This window comes from Mesorhizobium sp. M4B.F.Ca.ET.143.01.1.1 (assembly GCF_004792275.1).
Taxonomy (GTDB): domain Bacteria; phylum Pseudomonadota; class Alphaproteobacteria; order Rhizobiales; family Rhizobiaceae; genus Mesorhizobium; species Mesorhizobium abyssinicae.
The window spans coordinates 266,287-280,838 of record NZ_SRSR01000007.1 but is presented as its reverse complement, the minus strand read 5'-3'; the positions used below and the strand labels follow the sequence as shown (position 1 = coordinate 280,838).

The following is a 14,552-nucleotide window of genomic DNA, read 5'->3' as shown; positions in this document are numbered from 1 at the left end:
GGGCAGTGGCGGCCAAGCGTACGCGGCCACTAGTTCACCGTCCGCCGCGTGCCCGGCAGGTCGAGAGAGAAGGCGGGGATGGCGACATTGAACGTCTCGCCGCGCTTGTTGCGCATCGTATAGTGGCCGACCATGATGCCCGACGGCGTCGAGAGCGGGCAGCCCGAGGTGTACTGGTAGCTGTCGCCGGGATTGAGTTCGGGCTGGTCGCCGACGACGCCGGCGCCGCGCACCTCCTCCACCCGGCCGCTGCCGTCGGTGATGTGCCAGTAGCGCGAGAGCAGCTGCACGAATTCGTCCGAGCGGTTGTCGATTGTCACCTGGTAGCCCCAGACATAGCGGTTCTCCGAAGGATCGGAGCGATCCTCCAGATAGAACGGCCTCACCTGAACTTCGATGTTGCGCGTGACGGCGCGATACATGAGCTACCCCAACAATTCGGGAACTTTCGGCGCACTCCGCTGTCGGGTCAACGATGCGTGACGCCTGTCCCTTCCGCCTTATGCGCACGTGCCGGCAAACAATGTCATTTAAGTGACACACGACAATGATGGTGTGCACGGACCGTGCTGGGCGACTCAAGCGCTCTGTCGACCTGTTCAAAATGGCCATCTCCTGGCCGGCTTTTCCGGAGTGACCAGATCTCGATGGAACTGATCGCCATGGCCGCCGCCCTGCTTTCCATAGCCCTGCTTCTCTCAAATCTCGCCAGCATCCTGCTTGCTGCGCGCCGGCTGAAGCCGCCGCGCGGCATGGCCGCGCCCGCGGGCAGGACGCCGCCGGTGTCGATCGTCATCCCCTCGCGCGGCATCGAGCCGTTTGCCGAGGAGACGCTGCAGCGCGCCTTCTCGCTCGACGGGCCGCGCTACGAGCTGATCTTCTGCGTCGCCCATGCCGACGATCCGGTGGTCAAGCTGATAAACAGGGCAATTGCCCGGTTTCCCAAGGTGCCGGCCCGGCTGCTGGTCGGCGACGACCGCGTCAGCGCCAATCCGAAGCTGAACAATTGCGTCAAGGGCTGGGAGGCGGCGCGCCACCACTGGGTGATCCTCGCCGATTCCAACGTGCTGATGCCGCGCGACTATATCCATAAGCTGATGGCCGCGTGGAGGTCCGATACCGGCCTCGTCTGCTCGACGCCGGTCGGCTCGCGGCCGGACGGCTTCTGGGCCGAGGTCGAATGCGCCTTCCTCAACACGCTGCAGGCGCGCTGGCAATATGCCGGCGAGGCGCTTGGCCTCGGCTTCGCCCAGGGCAAGAGCATGCTGTGGAACAAGCCCATGCTCGACGCCAATGGCGGCATCCGCGCGCTTGCCGCAGAGATCGCCGAGGACGCCGCGGCGACCAAGCTGGTCAACGGCATCGGCCTTCGCGTCCATCTCGTCGCCTCGCCCTTCGAGCAGCCGCTCGGCGAGCGCAGGCTTGGCGAGATCTGGTCGCGCCAGGCGCGCTGGGCGCGGCTGCGCCGCGTCACCTTCCCGCTGTTCTTCGCGCCCGAAATCCTGACCGGTGCGGCGGTGCCGCTTGTCCTGGCACTGGTAGCGGCGGCCCAATTGGGCATCAGCCTGCCGGCCACAACGCTTTGCGTGCTGGCACTCGCCTACCTGCCGGAATGCGCCCTCGCATGGGCCAACGGCTGGCACCTGTCGCCGCGCACGGTCGCGGCGATGATCGTGCGCGACGCGATGCTGCCGGTGATATGGGCGCGCGGCTGGCTGGGCGGCGCCGTCGACTGGCGCGGCAACGCCATGACCATCGGCACCAAGGTGGCCGAACTGGAAGAGACGCCCTCGAGCGCCTGACCGGGCCTTCGCCCAGGTCCCCTATTTCGCCGCCTTCAGCGCCTGCTCGACATCGGCAAGCAGGTCGTCCGTGTCCTCCAGGCCGACGGAGAGCCTGAGCGTGCCCGGGCCGATGCCGAGCTCGGCGCGCGCCTCGTCGCTGAGGTTCTTGTGCGTGGTCGTCGCCGGATGGGTGATCAGGCTCTTGGCGTCGCCGAGATTGTTGGAGATCAGCACGATGTCGAGCGCGTTCTGGAAGGCGAAGGCCGCCTGCTTGCCGCCCTTGACGTCGAGGCAGATCAGCGTCGAGCCGCCCGACATCTGCTTCCTGACGATCTCGGCCTGCGGATGGTCGGCGCGGCCCGGATAGATGACGCGGGCGATCTCCGGCCGTTCGGCGAGGAAGTCGGCGATCTTGCCGGCGCTCTCCGTCTGCTGGCGCACGCGCAACGGCAGCGTCTCCAGGCCCTTGAGCAGCGTCCAGGCATTGAACGGCGACAGGCTCGGCCCGGTGTGGCGGAAGTAGTCGTGCAGGTTCTCGTCGATCCACTTCTTGTCCGACAGGATGATGCCGCCGAGGCAGCGCCCCTGTCCGTCTATGTGCTTGGTCGCCGAATAGACGACGATGTGGGCGCCGAGCTGCAACGGCTTCTGCTGCAGCGGCGTGGCGAAGACGTTGTCGACGATCAGTCTGGCGCCGATCGAATTGGCGAGCGCGGCGACAGCGGCGATGTCGACCACTTCCAGCGTCGGGTTGGTCGGGCTTTCCAGGAAGAACAGCTTGGTGTTCGGCCGCACCGCCTTTTCCCAGTTGGCGATATCGGTGCCGTCGACCAGCGTCGCCTCGATGCCGTATTTCGGCGCCAGCGTTTCGACCACCCAGCGACAGGAGCCGAACAGCGCGCGCGCCGCCACGATATGGTCGCCCGCCCTGGCGCTGCACAGCAGCGCGGCGCTCACCGCCGCCATGCCGGAGGCCGTGGCGCGAGCGTCCTCGGCGTCTTCCAGGGCGCACATGCGCTTTTCGAACATGTCGACCGTGGGATTGGCGTAGCGCGAGTAGATGAAGCCCGGCTCCTCGCCCTTGAAGCGGGCTTCGGCGGCCTGCGCCGTCTCGTAGACATAGCCCTGGGTGAGATACATCGCTTCTGATGTCTCGCCGAAGCCGGAACGCAGCGTTCCGCCATGCACGAGTGCCGTCTGAGGCTTCCAGTCACGCTTCTTGGTCATCGCTCTACTTCCAGATACAAAAAAACCGGCCGCGAAAAGTCGCAACCGGTCCATACGGCCTTGCGGCCCGACGGTCCTTTAGCGACTTGTTTAACGTGGCTGCAAGCCGACCGGCCAAATCACCACGGGATAACGACCCTTTAGACCCGCGCCGCGCTTGCGTCAATTGCCGGCTTCATTAAGAGGTTTGTACCAGCGGCCTTGGAGCGGAGCCTTGCGGCAGACAGGCATTCTTCCCGATCAGGACATTTCCGCGCTGTTCCAGTCCGGCGCGCTGAAGTCGCCGCGCGTGCTCGATGCCGACCAGATCCAGCCGGCCAGCCTCGACCTCAGGCTGGGCGACAAGGCGTTCCGCGTGCGCGCCTCCTTCCTGCCCGGCCCCGATCATCTGGTGGCCGACAAGCTCGACCGGCTGAAGCTGCACGAGATCAATCTCGTCGACGGTGCTGTGCTGGAGACGGGCTGCGTCTACATCGTGCCGCTGCTGGAAGGCCTGGCATTGCCCTCGAACGTGTCCGCTTCGGCCAATCCGAAGAGCTCGACCGGGCGGCTGGACATCTTCACCCGGGTGATGACCGATCGCGGCCACGAGTTCGACAAGATCGCCGCCGGCTATCATGGCCCGCTCTATCTCGAAGTCAGCCCGCGCACCTTTCCGATTGTCGTGCGCGCCGGCTCGCGCCTGTCGCAGATACGCTTCCGCACCGGCAATGCGCTGCTGTCGGAAAGCGAGTTGCGCGATCTCCACCATGCCGAGATGCTGGTTGCCACCGAGCCGCCCAACATTTCCGGCGGCGGCATCGCGCTGTCGATCGATCTCGATGGCGACAAGGACGGGCTGGTCGGCTATCGCGGCAAGCATCACACCGGCCTCGTCGATGTCGACAAGCGCGCCGCGCAGGACGTCGTCGACTACTGGGAGCCGCTTTACAAGAGCGGCGCCGGCGAGCTGGTGCTCGATCCCGATGAGTTCTACATCCTGGTCAGCCGCGAGGCGGTGCATGTGCCGCCGCTCTACGCCGCCGAGATGACGCCCTTCGATCCGCTGGTCGGCGAATTCCGCGTCCACTATGCCGGCTTCTTCGATCCGGGCTTCGGCCATTCGGCGGCCGGCGGCACCGGCAGCCGGGCGGTGCTCGAAGTGCGCAGCCACGAGGTGCCGTTCATCCTCGATCACGGCCAGATCGTCGGGCGGCTGGTCTACGAGCACATGCTGAAGCGGCCGCAGGCGCTTTACGGCACCGACCTTGGCTCCAACTACCAGGCGCAGGGCTTGAAGCTCTCCAAGCATTTCCGCGCCGCGCGCTGACCCGTCGCCCGCGTCAGACTCCGCTTGCCCGGTCCCGCGCGCCATGCTTGGCTGGCGCCACCGGTCCAGAACCTGACAGAGGGAGACGAAAATGCAGATATCCAGATGGATCCTATCGGCAGCCGCTGCCGCCATGCTGACGCTCGGCGCCGGCGCCTTGTCGGCGCAGGCCGCCGAAAAGATCAAGATCGGCACCGAGGGCGCCTATCCGCCGTTCAACACCATCACGCCCGACGGCAAGGTCGAGGGCTTCGACATCGACATCGCCAATGCGCTGTGCGCGCAGATGAAGGTCGAATGCGAGATCGTCACCCAGGACTGGGATGGCATCATTCCGGCCCTCCAGGCCAAGAAATTCGACGCCATCATCGCCTCGATGAGCATCACCGAGGAACGCAAGAAGCAGGTCGCCTTCACCCACAAATACTATACGACGCCGCTTGCGCTGGTCGCGCCGAAGGACAGCGAACTGACCTCGACCGACCCGGCGGCGCTCGCCGGCAAGACGGTGGGCGCCCAGGCATCGACCACCCAGGCCGACTTCGCCCAGGACGTCTACGGCAAGGCCGGCGCCGAAGCCAAGCTCTATCCGACCCAGGAAGAGGCGATCACCGATCTCCAGAACGGCCGGCTCGATGCCGTCATCTCCGACAAGTTCGTGCTGGTGGACTGGCTGAAGAAGTCGAGCGACGGCTGCTGCAAGCTGGTCGGCGACGTCAAGGGCACCGAGACGGAAGCCGGCATCGCCGTGCGCCTCGAGGACACTGCGCTGCGCGACAAGCTCAACGCGGCGATAGACGCCATCGTCGCCGACGGCACCTACAAGAAGATCCAGGCCAAGTATTTCGACTTCGATATCTATTGAGCGGCTGAAGCTGCCAATCTCCCCCCTTGTGGGGGAGATGCCCGGCAGGGCAGAGGGGGCGCGAAGGATCGCCAACCTCTGCTGTATCCAAGAAGACAGTCCGCAGGCAGAGCCGGTTGGATTGCGAACGCTGGCGGGACAGCGCCCCACTGGCCTGCCGGCCATCTCCCCCACGAGGGGGGAGATCACGCTTTCACCTCAAAGCGCCTTCACCGCCACCTTCACCGGCTTCTCGATTTCCAGCGGGTTGCGCAGCGGCAGGCCGAAATCGCTCGCCTCGATCTCGAAAGTATCGCCCGCCTCGGTCTTGACGCCGTCGGCGAAGGAGAGCGTCGCGGTGCCGAACATGTGCACATGCACGTCGCCCGGCTGGCGGAAGGCCGAGTATTTGAAGTGGTGATGCTCGAGATTGGCGATGGTGTGCGACATGTTCGCCTCGCCCGACAGGAACGGCTTTTCCCAGAGCAGCTTGCCGTCGCGCCAGATGCGCGATGAGCCCCTGATGTCCGCCGGCAGGTCGCCGATCAGGATCTCCGGTCCGAACGAGGCGTTGCGCAGCTTGGAGTGCGCGAGGAACAGGTAGTTCACGCGTTCGGTGACGTGGTCGGAAAATTCGTTCGACAAAGTGAAGCCGACGCGGAACGGCGCGCCGTCGTCGCCGATGACGTAGATGCCGGCGATCTCCGGCTCCTCGCCGGCGTCCTGCGCGAAGGCGGGCGACATCAGCGCGGCGCCCGGCGCCACCGCCATCGTGCCGTTGCCCTTGTAGAACCATTCCGGCTGCACGCCGACCTGGCCTTTCGCCGGCTTGCCGCCTTCCAGTCCCATGCGGAACATCTTCATGGAATCGGTGAGCTGCTCCGCGCCGTCGCTGCTCAGCTTCTTGTGCATGGAATCGCGGGTCGCGGCGGAGCCGAGATGCGTCAGGCCGGTGCCGGTGAGATGCAGATGCGCCGGATCCGGATGATTGATCGGCGACACCACCCGGCCTTTCTTGTAGGCGGCGTCGAGGTCGATGGTTTCGCCAAGACCCTTGCGCTCGATCAGCGCCACGAGGCCGGTGCCGGTGCGCGCCGCCTCCATCGCCAGCGAATAGACGCTGCGAGCGCCGTTGATGATCCGGGTCTTGCCGCCGTTGCGGGCGACGACGCGGATCGTCTCGGCGTCGTCGAGGATCTGGGAGATCAGCATGATGAACCCTCTCTCTTTTGCCTTGGCCCGGCCGCCGATCGGCAGACCTTGACCGTCGCGGCCCGGAACGGTTCCGCGCCACGGTTGAAACTGTTCGTCCGGATTGCGCTCGCGAGCCCCGGTCCTCAGGGACTTCTTGGCGCCGGCGGGTTGCCGGCAGCATCGCGATCTAGACCCGTATGCCTCCTGCCTTCCTCGCCTGGAGCGGTCCGGCCTTGAGCTGCCGACCCGCTCCCAATATTTTGTCTCTGCGCAATCCCGAGGGAAAACCGCTATGCGCTTTTCCCGGAATTGCTCCTGTCAGGCCTTGTTCTTGTTGTAGACGTCGAAGATCACGGCGCCGAGCAGCACCAGGCCCTTGACCACCTGCTGCCAGTCGACATTGACGCCCATGATCGACATGCCGTTGTTCATGACGCCCATGATGAAGCCGCCGACCACGGCGCCGATGACCTGTCCGACGCCACCCATCGCCGAGGCGCCGCCGATGAAGACGGCCGCGATGACGTCGAGCTCGCTGCCGAGGCCGGCGGCGGGCACCGCCTGGCCGAGGCGCGCCGCGATGATCAGGCCGCCGAGCGCCGACAGCACGCCCATGTTGATGAACACCAGCAGCGTCAGCCGCTCGGTGTTGATGCCCGAGAGCTGCGCCGCCTTGGCGTTGCCGCCCATCGCATAGATGCGGCGGCCGATGGTCATGCGCTTGGTGACGAAGACGAACAGCGAGATCAGCACGCCCATCACCAGCAGCACCACCGGCAGGCCCCTGTAGCTCGCGAACTGGACGACCAGGAACAGCGCCAGCGCGCTGCCGACCAGCGTCTTGATGACGAACAGCGGGAAGGGCTCGGCCTCATAGCCGTGGCGCTCACGCTTGCGGCGGGCCCGCAGCCCGAAATAGGCATAGGCGAGCACCGCGATCAGTCCGAGCACGATCGTCGTCATGTGCAGCGTAAGGCCGCTGCCGAGGATGGTCTTGCCGGCGGCATTCACCGTCGGCGGGATCAGCGTCAGCGGGCCGATCACGTCCGGAATGAAGCCCGAGCTCAACGCCTTGAAGCTGTCGGGAAGCGGGCCGACCGAGGAGCCGCCGCCCAGCAGCGCCTGGCAGATGCCGCGGAAGATCAGCATGCCCGCCAGCGTCACGATGAAGCTCGGTATCCGGTGATAGGCGATCCAGTAGCCTTGTGCTGCGCCTATGGCGCCGCCGACGATCAGGCAGACGATTGACACCACCAGCGGATTGCTGAGCGGGCCGAGCGGCCAGATGACCATCATCATCGCCGCCAGCGCCCCGATGAAGCCCGCCACCGAACCGACGCTGAGGTCGATGTGGCCGGACACGATGACCAAGAGCATGCCCAGCGCCATCACGATGATGAACGAGTTCTGCTGCACAAGGTTCGAGAGGTTGACCGGTTTGAACAACGTTCCCGACGTCGTGTACTGGAAGAACAGCATGATGACGATCAGCGCGATGATCAGGCCGTATTCGCGCAGGTTCGTCGTCAGCGCCGAGACGGCGATGCGCGGACCCTGCTTGACGTCTTCGGCTGCGCCGCTCTGCGGCGCCGGAGCGCTTTCTGTGCTCATGATGCTTTTTTTCCTTCTCCGCGAACGATGGCGCGCATGATCTTTTCCTGGCTGGCGTCGCTTGCCGCCATTTCGCCGACCATTCGCCCTTCGTTCATGACATAGATGCGGTCGGTGATGCCGAGCAGCTCCGGCATTTCCGACGAGATGACGATGATCGCCTTACCCTCGGCGGCGAGACGGGCGATGATCGTATAGATTTCGTACTTGGCGCCGACGTCGATGCCGCGCGTCGGCTCGTCGAGGATCAGCAGTTCCGGGTCCGCGAACAGCCATTTCGACAGCACCACCTTCTGCTGGTTGCCGCCCGAAAGATTGCCGGTCAGCTGATAGACGCTGGACGCGCGGATATTGGTCTTCTTGCGATAGTCGTTGGCGACGCTCATTTCGCGCATGTCGTCGATGACGCCGCGGCTCGAGACGCCGCCCAGATTGGCCAAAGTCACATTGTGCTTGATATGGTCGATCAGGTTGAGACCGTAGGTCTTGCGGTCCTCGGTGACATAGGCGATGCGGTTCTCCACCGCCTTGCTCACCGACGAAATGTCGATCGGCTTGCCTTCGAGCAAAACCTCGCCGGTGATGTGCCGGCCATAGGAGCGCCCGAACAGGCTCATCGCGAATTCGGTGCGGCCGGCGCCCATCAGCCCCGCGATGCCGACCACTTCGCCCTTGCGCACATTGAGGTTGACGTTCTTGATCACCTGCCGCTCGGCGTGGATCGGATGGTAGACCGACCAGTCCTTGACCTCGAAGACGACCTCGCCGATCTGCGGCTCGCGCGGCGGATAGCGGTCGTCGAGCGAGCGGCCGACCATCGAGGTGATGATGCGGTCTTCGCTGATGTCTTTCCTGGGCAAGGTCTCGATGGTGCGTCCGTCGCGGATCACCGTGACCTTGTCGGCGACCCGGTTCACCTCGTTCAGCTTGTGAGAGATCAGGATCGAGGTCATGCCCTGGCGCTTGAACTCGAGCAGAAGGTCGAGCAGCGCCTGGCTGTCCTTTTCGCTGAGCGAAGCCGTCGGTTCGTCGAGGATCAGCAACTTCACTTCTTTGCTCAGCGCCTTGGCGATCTCGACCAGCTGCTGCTTGCCGACGCCGATATTTGTGATGAGCGTCTTGGGGTCTTCCTTGAGGCCGACCTTGTCGAGCAGCGCCTTGGTGCGCTTCTCGTTGGCGTTCCAGTCGATGACGCCATAGGTCGCGTGCTCGTTGCCGAGGAAGATGTTCTCCGCGATCGAGAGCATCGGCACCAGGGCGAGCTCCTGGTGGATGATGACGATGCCGATGTGCTCGCTGTCATGGATGCCCTTGAAGTGGCATTCCTGGCCGCGAAAGACGATGTCGCCCTCATAGGTGCCGGACGGATAGACCCCCGACAGCACCTTCATCAAGGTCGATTTGCCGGCGCCGTTCTCGCCGACGATGGCGTGGATCTCTCCTTCCTCGACGCTGAGGTTGACGTTCGACAGCGCCTTCACGCCGGGGAACGTCTTGGTGATGTCGCGCATCTCCAAAATCGTCGAGGTCATCGGGAAATAAACTCCTACCAGGTCGGCAAAAACAATACCGGTCCCGCTGGTTAACGAAAAGGGGCCCTGCGTTGCGCAGGACCCCTGTCTTTGCAACCGAAATTACTTCAGTTCGTCGGCCTTGATGTAGCCGGAATCGACGACCTGCGCCTGGTAGTTCGACTTGTCGACGTCATGCGGCGTCAGCAGGATCGAGGGAACGACCTTGACGTCGTTGTTGTAGGTCTTTTCGTCGAGGCCGTCCGGCTTGCCGCCGGAGAGCACCTTGTCGACCAGCTGCACGGTGGCCTTGGCCAGTTCGCGGGTGTCCTTGAACACGGTCGAGTACTGCTCGCCCGAGATAATCAGCTTGACCGAGGCGGTCTCGGCGTCCTGGCCAGTCACGATCGGCCAGGGCTGAGCGTCGGTGCCGTAGCCGACGGCGCGCAGCGAGGCGGTGATGCCGCGCGACAGGCCGTCATAGGGCGACAGAACGCCATCGACGCGGCTGCCGTCCGAGTAGTTGGCCGAGAGCAGGTTGTCCATGCGCGCCTGGGCGGTGGCGGCGAGCCAGCGCAGCGTGCCGACCTTGTCCATGCCGGTCTGGCCGGACTTGATCTTGATCGAGCCGTCGTCGATCAGCGGCTGCAGGACGGAGATGGCGCCGTTGTAGAAGAAGAAGGCGTTGTTGTCGTCCGGCGAGCCGCCGAACAGCTCGACGTTCCACGGCTTGGTGTTCGGGAAGCGCTCCTTGAGACCCTTGACCAGGGAATTAGCCTGGATCACGCCGACGCCGAAATTGTCGAAGGTGGTGTAGTAGTCGACGTTGGCGGTCTTCTTGATCAGGCGGTCATAGGCGACGACGACGACGCCGGCGTCGTTGGCCTTCTGCAGCGCGTCGGCCATGGTGGTGCCGTCGATCGAGGCGATGATCAGCGCCTTCGGGCCCTTGGTGATTTCGTTTTCCAGCTGGCTGAGCTGGTTCGGAATGTCGTCCTGCGCGTACTGCAGGTCGACGGTGTAGCCGAGAGCCTCGAGCTGCGACTTGACGGCGTCGCCGTCATTGATCCAGCGCTGCGAGGTCTTGGTCGGCATCAGCACGCCGACAAGGCCTTCGCCGGCATGCGCCGGCAGCGTCATGGCCGCGATGCCAAGGGCCGCCACGGCGGCCAGTGTCTTGATGATTTTCACAGTAACTCTCCCTGGTTGATGGACGCGACACCTCGGGGCTTCGCGGGCCGCGCAGGCGAGCAGAAGCGCAAGCTGCGCTGCTGTCGTCTATCGATCTCCGGTATCCTCCCAATCGGCCCCGCGACGCTGATTTCGATCGACACGATCTCCCTCGTCATCGACCGTCATGCCACGGGACGCGCGAAGGGTGTGTCCCTTTGACATAACTGTCAAATGCGATCTTTGATGGTTGCTATACCGAAACTGGTATATAGCGAAAGTCGACGAAGGCGTCGCGGGAGCGGAGACAAAGCATGGCGGCACTGCGCAATCCTGATGGCGTATCAGGCACTTACGACGAACTTCCGGGCGACGGCGAAACGCTTCTGCGCAGCGGGCTCAGCCTGCGCCACATGCGCATGATCGCAGCGCTTGACGATCACGGCCGGGTAAGCGCCGCCGCCCAGGTGATGAACATCTCACAGCCGGCCGCCTCGCGCATGATTTCGGAGATGGAGGCGGTGCTCGACGTCAAGCTTTGCGAGCGGCTGCCGCGCGGCATCACGTTGACGCCTTACGGCAAGGCGCTGGCCAGGCGCGCGCGCTCGATCCTGCTCGAGATGCGCGAGGCCGACCGAGAGATCTCCGAGCTCAAGGCAGGCAAGGGCGGGTCGGTGTTCCTGGGCGCGGTGACGGCGCCGGCGATCGAGCTGGCGGTGCCGGCGATTCGCGAAATCCGCCGCCTCTATCCGCGCATCGAGATCACCATGCAGGTCGAGACCTCGAATGTGCTGGCACGCGAGTTGATCGCGTCGCGCCACGACTTCATCATCGCGCGCATTCCCGACGACCTCAATCCGCGCCTGTTCGAATCGCGCGTCATCGGCGTCGAGAAGGCCTGCCTGATCGTGCGTCGCGGCCACCCGCTGAGCAAGGGCAAGGCGGTGCGGCTCGAGGAGACCGCCGCTTACGACTGGGTCTTCCAGTCCGGCGGCTCGCCGCTGCGCCAGGCGATGGAAAGCAATTTCCTGAACCGCAACATCGCGCTCCCGGACCGCATCCTCAACACCAGCTCGCTGCTGCTCACTCTGGTCATGGTGGCGCAGTCCGACGCCATCGCGCCGGTGTCGATCCAGGTGGCGAAATTCATCCAGAATCCCGACGGGCTGGCCGGCGCCATCGACGTCGTCCAGACCGAGTTCGACATCGAGGTCCGGCCCTACAGCCTGATCACGGCGAAGAACCGCGTGCTGTCGCCGGCAGCCAAGATGCTGCACGATTTCATCCTGCGCGAAGTGGGATGACGGCCGCTGGCGCAGTCGCTACGGCGCTGGGCTGACCCGCCCCGGCCGCCGACGGCGCCATCCTCCCTCGCGCATGTTCAAAACCCAAAATCCACCCTTTACAAGTCGCGGGCCCGGATTCCAACGTTGCGTCGGGGTGGGGGCTCTCCAGCGATGGCTTTCAAGAAACTGCGAATCCTGCTCGGCCTGAAGGCCGACCCAAACGCAATTCCGGCGCATGCCAGGATCGGCCGCCACTCCAAGAGCCTGGACGGGCATTCGTTCTTCAACTGCACCGAACAGTCGCCGGTCGAAATCGGCTCGTTCTGCGCGATCGCTCCCGGCGTCCGCTTCTTCTGCCAGGCCAACCACCCAACGGACACGGCGGCGAACTACGCGCTACAGCACCAGCTGTTCAAGACCAGGTCGACCTTCGAATATCTGCGTACGAACGGCCCGATCAAGCTCGGCCATGATGTCTGGATCGGCACCGACGCCATCGTCCTGTCCGGCGTCACCATCGGCGACGGCGCCGTGATTGCCGCCCGCAGCGTGGTGGCCAGGGACGTTCCGCCCTACGCCATCGTCGGCGGCAATCCGGCAAGGATCATCAAATACCGGTTCCCGGACGAGACGATCGCCGCCATGCAGAAAATCCGCTGGTGGGACTGGCCGACCGAAAGGCTGATGCGGGAGAAGGCGGCCTTCGACCTGCCGGCCGAACAATTCGTCGCGCGCTTCCTGGCGCCTCCCTCGCCGTAGAGCGCCCCTCTCGGGGAACCGTGCTCGCGCGAGTGTAACACACCGATCGGAAGATTGATGAGCGATGCCTAATGTTAACCATCCTGATCTAGCGTAGACGCCCGCGAGACAAACGCGAGAACGAGAACACAGGATGAAAACCGATCTGCCGCCCGTAAAGCCTGGATGGACGTTGAAGACCATGGCGGTTGGGCTCTTCGCCGCCATCCTGGCGGCGTTGCCCGCGAAGGCCGAGACAGTCGGCGACAATCCCGGTGGCCAGATCATAAGCTTCGCGCTGCACGTCGCCGAATTGCGCGCCGCCGACGAGCAGGTGAGCTTTGAAGGGGCCTGCGACAGCGCCTGCACGCTCTATCTGTCGCTGCCCGTCGAGCAGCTTTGCGTAAGCCCGCGTGCCTCCTTCGGCTTCCATCTGCCTTACGGCGTCGGCGGCCGGCAAAATGCGGCCGCCGCCAACTATCTGATCTCGCAATATCCCGACTGGGTCCGGCAATGGATCGAGGAACACGGCGGCCTGTCGCACACCATAGTGCGGATGGAGGCCGACGAGGTGGCAAAGCACCTGCCCCTGTGCGGGGTGCTGGCAAACAGCCAGCGGCCCGCGGCGGGATATGGCAAGTTTCATGCAAGCTGATTGATTTTTGCTGGAGCGGGTAGCGGGAATCGAACCCGCGCGTTCAGCTTGGGAAGCTGACAGGCTACCATTACATCATACCCGCGCGGCGCCCTCGTTACCATGAGGGCCGGGCATCGGGCAATCGCCAAAGCCGCGCCCTGACGACAACAGCGCTTTTGACGCCGGCGCCGCGCGTGCTAGAAGCGCGTGCGCTTTGCGAATCGGCGGCTGTTCACCTGCCATCGCAAGCACGGCGCGAGGGTGGGGACCCGGCTTGGAATTCAGCATACGCAAGAGAAAACGGGCCTCCGGGACCAGGAAGATATTTGCGCCGGAAGATTTCAAATTCCTGCTGCAGCTTCCTGCCTTCGCGATTGTTTCCTGTCTTGTTCCTGAGCGGGGATGGCAAGCGGTTTGCCGGTCCATGGAGCGGCTCGGGAGCGCATCGTTCGCCGCACAGGACAGCGGGGTCCTGCAGACCCTTCGTTCGTTCGGACTGGCCGGCGATGACGATCTGCGCCGCGTCCGCGCGACGCGCCACGAGCATCACATACAGATCATGCGCGAGCGGCTCGGTGGGTGGAACCCGGCCATTGCGCTGCAAGGCATCGAGCATCTCGAAGCCGCGCAAAATGCAGGCCATGGCGCGGTGCTGTGGATCGCGCATTTCAGCTTCAATGCGCTGGCGGCGAAGATCGCCTTCGCCAGGGCCGGGTTCGAGGTGTTTCACGTCAGCCGGCCAGAGCATGGCTTCACCAAGTCGCGTTTCGGCATCCGCTTCCTGAACCCGATCAGGATTGGCGCGGAGCTGAGATACGCCGCCGGCCGCGTCGTCATCGACCGCGCCGACCCAGCTGCCAGCATGAACGAGGCCCGTCGGTTGCTTCGCGCCAACAAGTTCGTTTCAATAACCGCCGGAGCCTGGGAGGGCGAAGTGCTGGTCACGGCGCGAATAGGCGAATCGGGCATCGAAGTGGCCAGCGGTGCGCCCCGGCTGGCCAAGATCGCCGGCGCTCCGCTGTTGCCGGTCTTTGTCGGGCGCGACGACAGCGCCGGCCAACTGCACGTGGTCGTCGAGCGGCCGATCGATCTCGCCCGACATCGGGACAAGGCCGAGATGATCCAAGGCGCCGCGCAGGAGTTTGCAGATCGGCATCTGCCCTATTTGCAAAGCTGGCCGCACCAGTGGCGCGACTGGGAGAAACTGACGGCGTTCACCCCGCGCTGACGATCGAGAGCTC

The 14,552-nt window shown here is 64.5% G+C and carries 13 protein-coding genes, 1 tRNA gene and 1 riboswitch; of the genes, 7 read left to right on the top strand and 7 right to left on the bottom strand.

Features of this window, described 5'->3' with window-relative positions; all coding sequences use genetic code 11:
- Window positions 1-29 precede the first annotated feature (29 nt).
- Window positions 30-422, bottom strand: coding sequence for a Co2+/Mg2+ efflux protein ApaG (gene apaG / locus EN786_RS19560; RefSeq protein ID WP_127285232.1), 393 nt, complete (start codon window positions 420-422; stop codon window positions 30-32).
- 225 nt (window positions 423-647) lie between these two features.
- Here apaG and EN786_RS19555 point away from each other — a divergent pair, with 225 nt between their 5' ends.
- Window positions 648-1,802 (top strand): ceramide glucosyltransferase, encoded by a 1,155-nt coding sequence (locus EN786_RS19555; RefSeq protein ID WP_127285231.1) that lies wholly within the window; start codon window positions 648-650, stop codon window positions 1,800-1,802.
- 21 nt (window positions 1,803-1,823) lie between these two features.
- On the opposite strand, the gene EN786_RS19550 is transcribed toward EN786_RS19555, so the two are convergent.
- Complete coding sequence (locus EN786_RS19550; RefSeq protein ID WP_127285230.1) at window positions 1,824-3,011, bottom strand: O-succinylhomoserine sulfhydrylase; 1,188 nt, start codon at window positions 3,009-3,011, stop codon at window positions 1,824-1,826.
- 58 nt (window positions 3,012-3,069) lie between these two features.
- Window positions 3,070-3,147, bottom strand: a riboswitch (SAM riboswitch).
- A 78-nt stretch (window positions 3,148-3,225) separates the two neighbouring features.
- Here EN786_RS19550 and EN786_RS19545 point away from each other — a divergent pair.
- Window positions 3,226-4,320: a 2'-deoxycytidine 5'-triphosphate deaminase gene (locus tag EN786_RS19545; RefSeq protein WP_127285229.1), complete on the top strand. Its 1,095-nt coding sequence runs from the start codon at window positions 3,226-3,228 to the stop codon at window positions 4,318-4,320.
- A gap of 91 nt (window positions 4,321-4,411) precedes the next feature.
- Entirely contained in the window at window positions 4,412-5,185 is a 774-nt protein-coding gene (locus EN786_RS19540) for an ABC transporter substrate-binding protein (RefSeq protein WP_127309986.1), read from the top strand.
- Between the two features lie 198 nt (window positions 5,186-5,383).
- Here EN786_RS19540 and araD1 read toward each other — a convergent pair whose 3' ends face one another.
- The 4 genes from araD1 to chvE all read right to left on the bottom strand — a co-directional run bounded on the left by araD1 (window position 5,384) and on the right by chvE (window position 10,671).
- Window positions 5,384-6,376 carry an AraD1 family protein gene (gene araD1 / locus EN786_RS19535; RefSeq protein ID WP_127287257.1) on the bottom strand — a complete coding sequence of 331 codons (993 nt, stop codon included), beginning with the start codon at window positions 6,374-6,376 and terminating at the stop codon, window positions 5,384-5,386.
- A gap of 300 nt (window positions 6,377-6,676) precedes the next feature.
- Window positions 6,677-7,969, bottom strand: coding sequence for a multiple monosaccharide ABC transporter permease (gene mmsB / locus EN786_RS19530; RefSeq protein WP_127309987.1), 1,293 nt, complete (start codon window positions 7,967-7,969; stop codon window positions 6,677-6,679).
- Complete coding sequence (mmsA, locus tag EN786_RS19525; protein ID WP_127286059.1) at window positions 7,966-9,501, bottom strand: multiple monosaccharide ABC transporter ATP-binding protein; 1,536 nt, start codon at window positions 9,499-9,501, stop codon at window positions 7,966-7,968. The genes mmsB and mmsA overlap by 4 nt, the downstream gene beginning before the upstream one ends.
- A gap of 102 nt (window positions 9,502-9,603) precedes the next feature.
- On the bottom strand, window positions 9,604-10,671 hold the full coding sequence (gene chvE, locus EN786_RS19520; RefSeq protein ID WP_127286060.1) for a multiple monosaccharide ABC transporter substrate-binding protein: 1,068 nt from the start codon (window positions 10,669-10,671) through the stop codon (window positions 9,604-9,606).
- Window positions 10,672-10,964: 293 nt separating this feature from the next.
- Between chvE and EN786_RS19515 the strand changes: the two genes are divergently transcribed.
- The 3 genes from EN786_RS19515 (at window position 10,965) to EN786_RS19505 (ending at window position 13,329) form a co-directional block, all read left to right on the top strand.
- On the top strand, window positions 10,965-11,954 hold the full coding sequence (locus EN786_RS19515) for a LysR family transcriptional regulator (RefSeq protein WP_127286061.1): 990 nt from the start codon (window positions 10,965-10,967) through the stop codon (window positions 11,952-11,954).
- Window positions 11,955-12,107: 153 nt separating this feature from the next.
- Entirely contained in the window at window positions 12,108-12,695 is a 588-nt protein-coding gene (locus EN786_RS19510) for a CatB-related O-acetyltransferase (RefSeq protein WP_127286062.1), read from the top strand.
- A gap of 133 nt (window positions 12,696-12,828) precedes the next feature.
- The gene (locus EN786_RS19505) at window positions 12,829-13,329 is read left to right on the top strand and encodes a hypothetical protein (protein ID WP_127286063.1); all 501 of its coding nucleotides are present in this window, start codon (window positions 12,829-12,831) and stop codon (window positions 13,327-13,329) included.
- 11 nt (window positions 13,330-13,340) lie between these two features.
- On the opposite strand, the gene EN786_RS19500 is transcribed toward EN786_RS19505, so the two are convergent.
- Window positions 13,341-13,414: transfer RNA gene (locus EN786_RS19500), tRNA-Gly, on the bottom strand.
- Window positions 13,415-13,525: 111 nt separating this feature from the next.
- Here EN786_RS19500 and EN786_RS19495 point away from each other — a divergent pair.
- On the top strand, window positions 13,526-14,539 hold the full coding sequence (locus EN786_RS19495) for a hypothetical protein (RefSeq protein WP_127286064.1): 1,014 nt from the start codon (window positions 13,526-13,528) through the stop codon (window positions 14,537-14,539).
- The last annotated feature ends 13 nt before the right edge of the window (window positions 14,540-14,552 follow it).

Bases quoted from the DNA above. Each gene is read 5' to 3' on its own strand.
- EN786_RS19540 (WP_127309986.1), top strand. From the start codon at position 4,412: ATGCAGATATCCAGATGGATCCTATCGGCAGCCGCTGCCGCCATGCTG.
- EN786_RS19510 (WP_127286062.1), top strand. From the start codon at position 12,108: ATGGCTTTCAAGAAACTGCGAATCCTGCTCGGCCTGAAGGCCGACCCA.
- araD1 (WP_127287257.1), bottom strand. From the start codon at position 6,376: ATGCTGATCTCCCAGATCCTCGACGACGCCGAGACGATCCGCGTCGTC.
- EN786_RS19515 (WP_127286061.1), top strand. From the start codon at position 10,965: ATGGCGGCACTGCGCAATCCTGATGGCGTATCAGGCACTTACGACGAA.
- EN786_RS19505 (WP_127286063.1), top strand. From the start codon at position 12,829: ATGAAAACCGATCTGCCGCCCGTAAAGCCTGGATGGACGTTGAAGACC.
- apaG (WP_127285232.1), bottom strand. From the start codon at position 422: ATGTATCGCGCCGTCACGCGCAACATCGAAGTTCAGGTGAGGCCGTTC.
- mmsB (WP_127309987.1), bottom strand. From the start codon at position 7,969: ATGAGCACAGAAAGCGCTCCGGCGCCGCAGAGCGGCGCAGCCGAAGAC.
- EN786_RS19550 (WP_127285230.1), bottom strand. From the start codon at position 3,011: ATGACCAAGAAGCGTGACTGGAAGCCTCAGACGGCACTCGTGCATGGC.
- EN786_RS19555 (WP_127285231.1), top strand. From the start codon at position 648: ATGGAACTGATCGCCATGGCCGCCGCCCTGCTTTCCATAGCCCTGCTT.
- mmsA (WP_127286059.1), bottom strand. From the start codon at position 9,501: ATGACCTCGACGATTTTGGAGATGCGCGACATCACCAAGACGTTCCCC.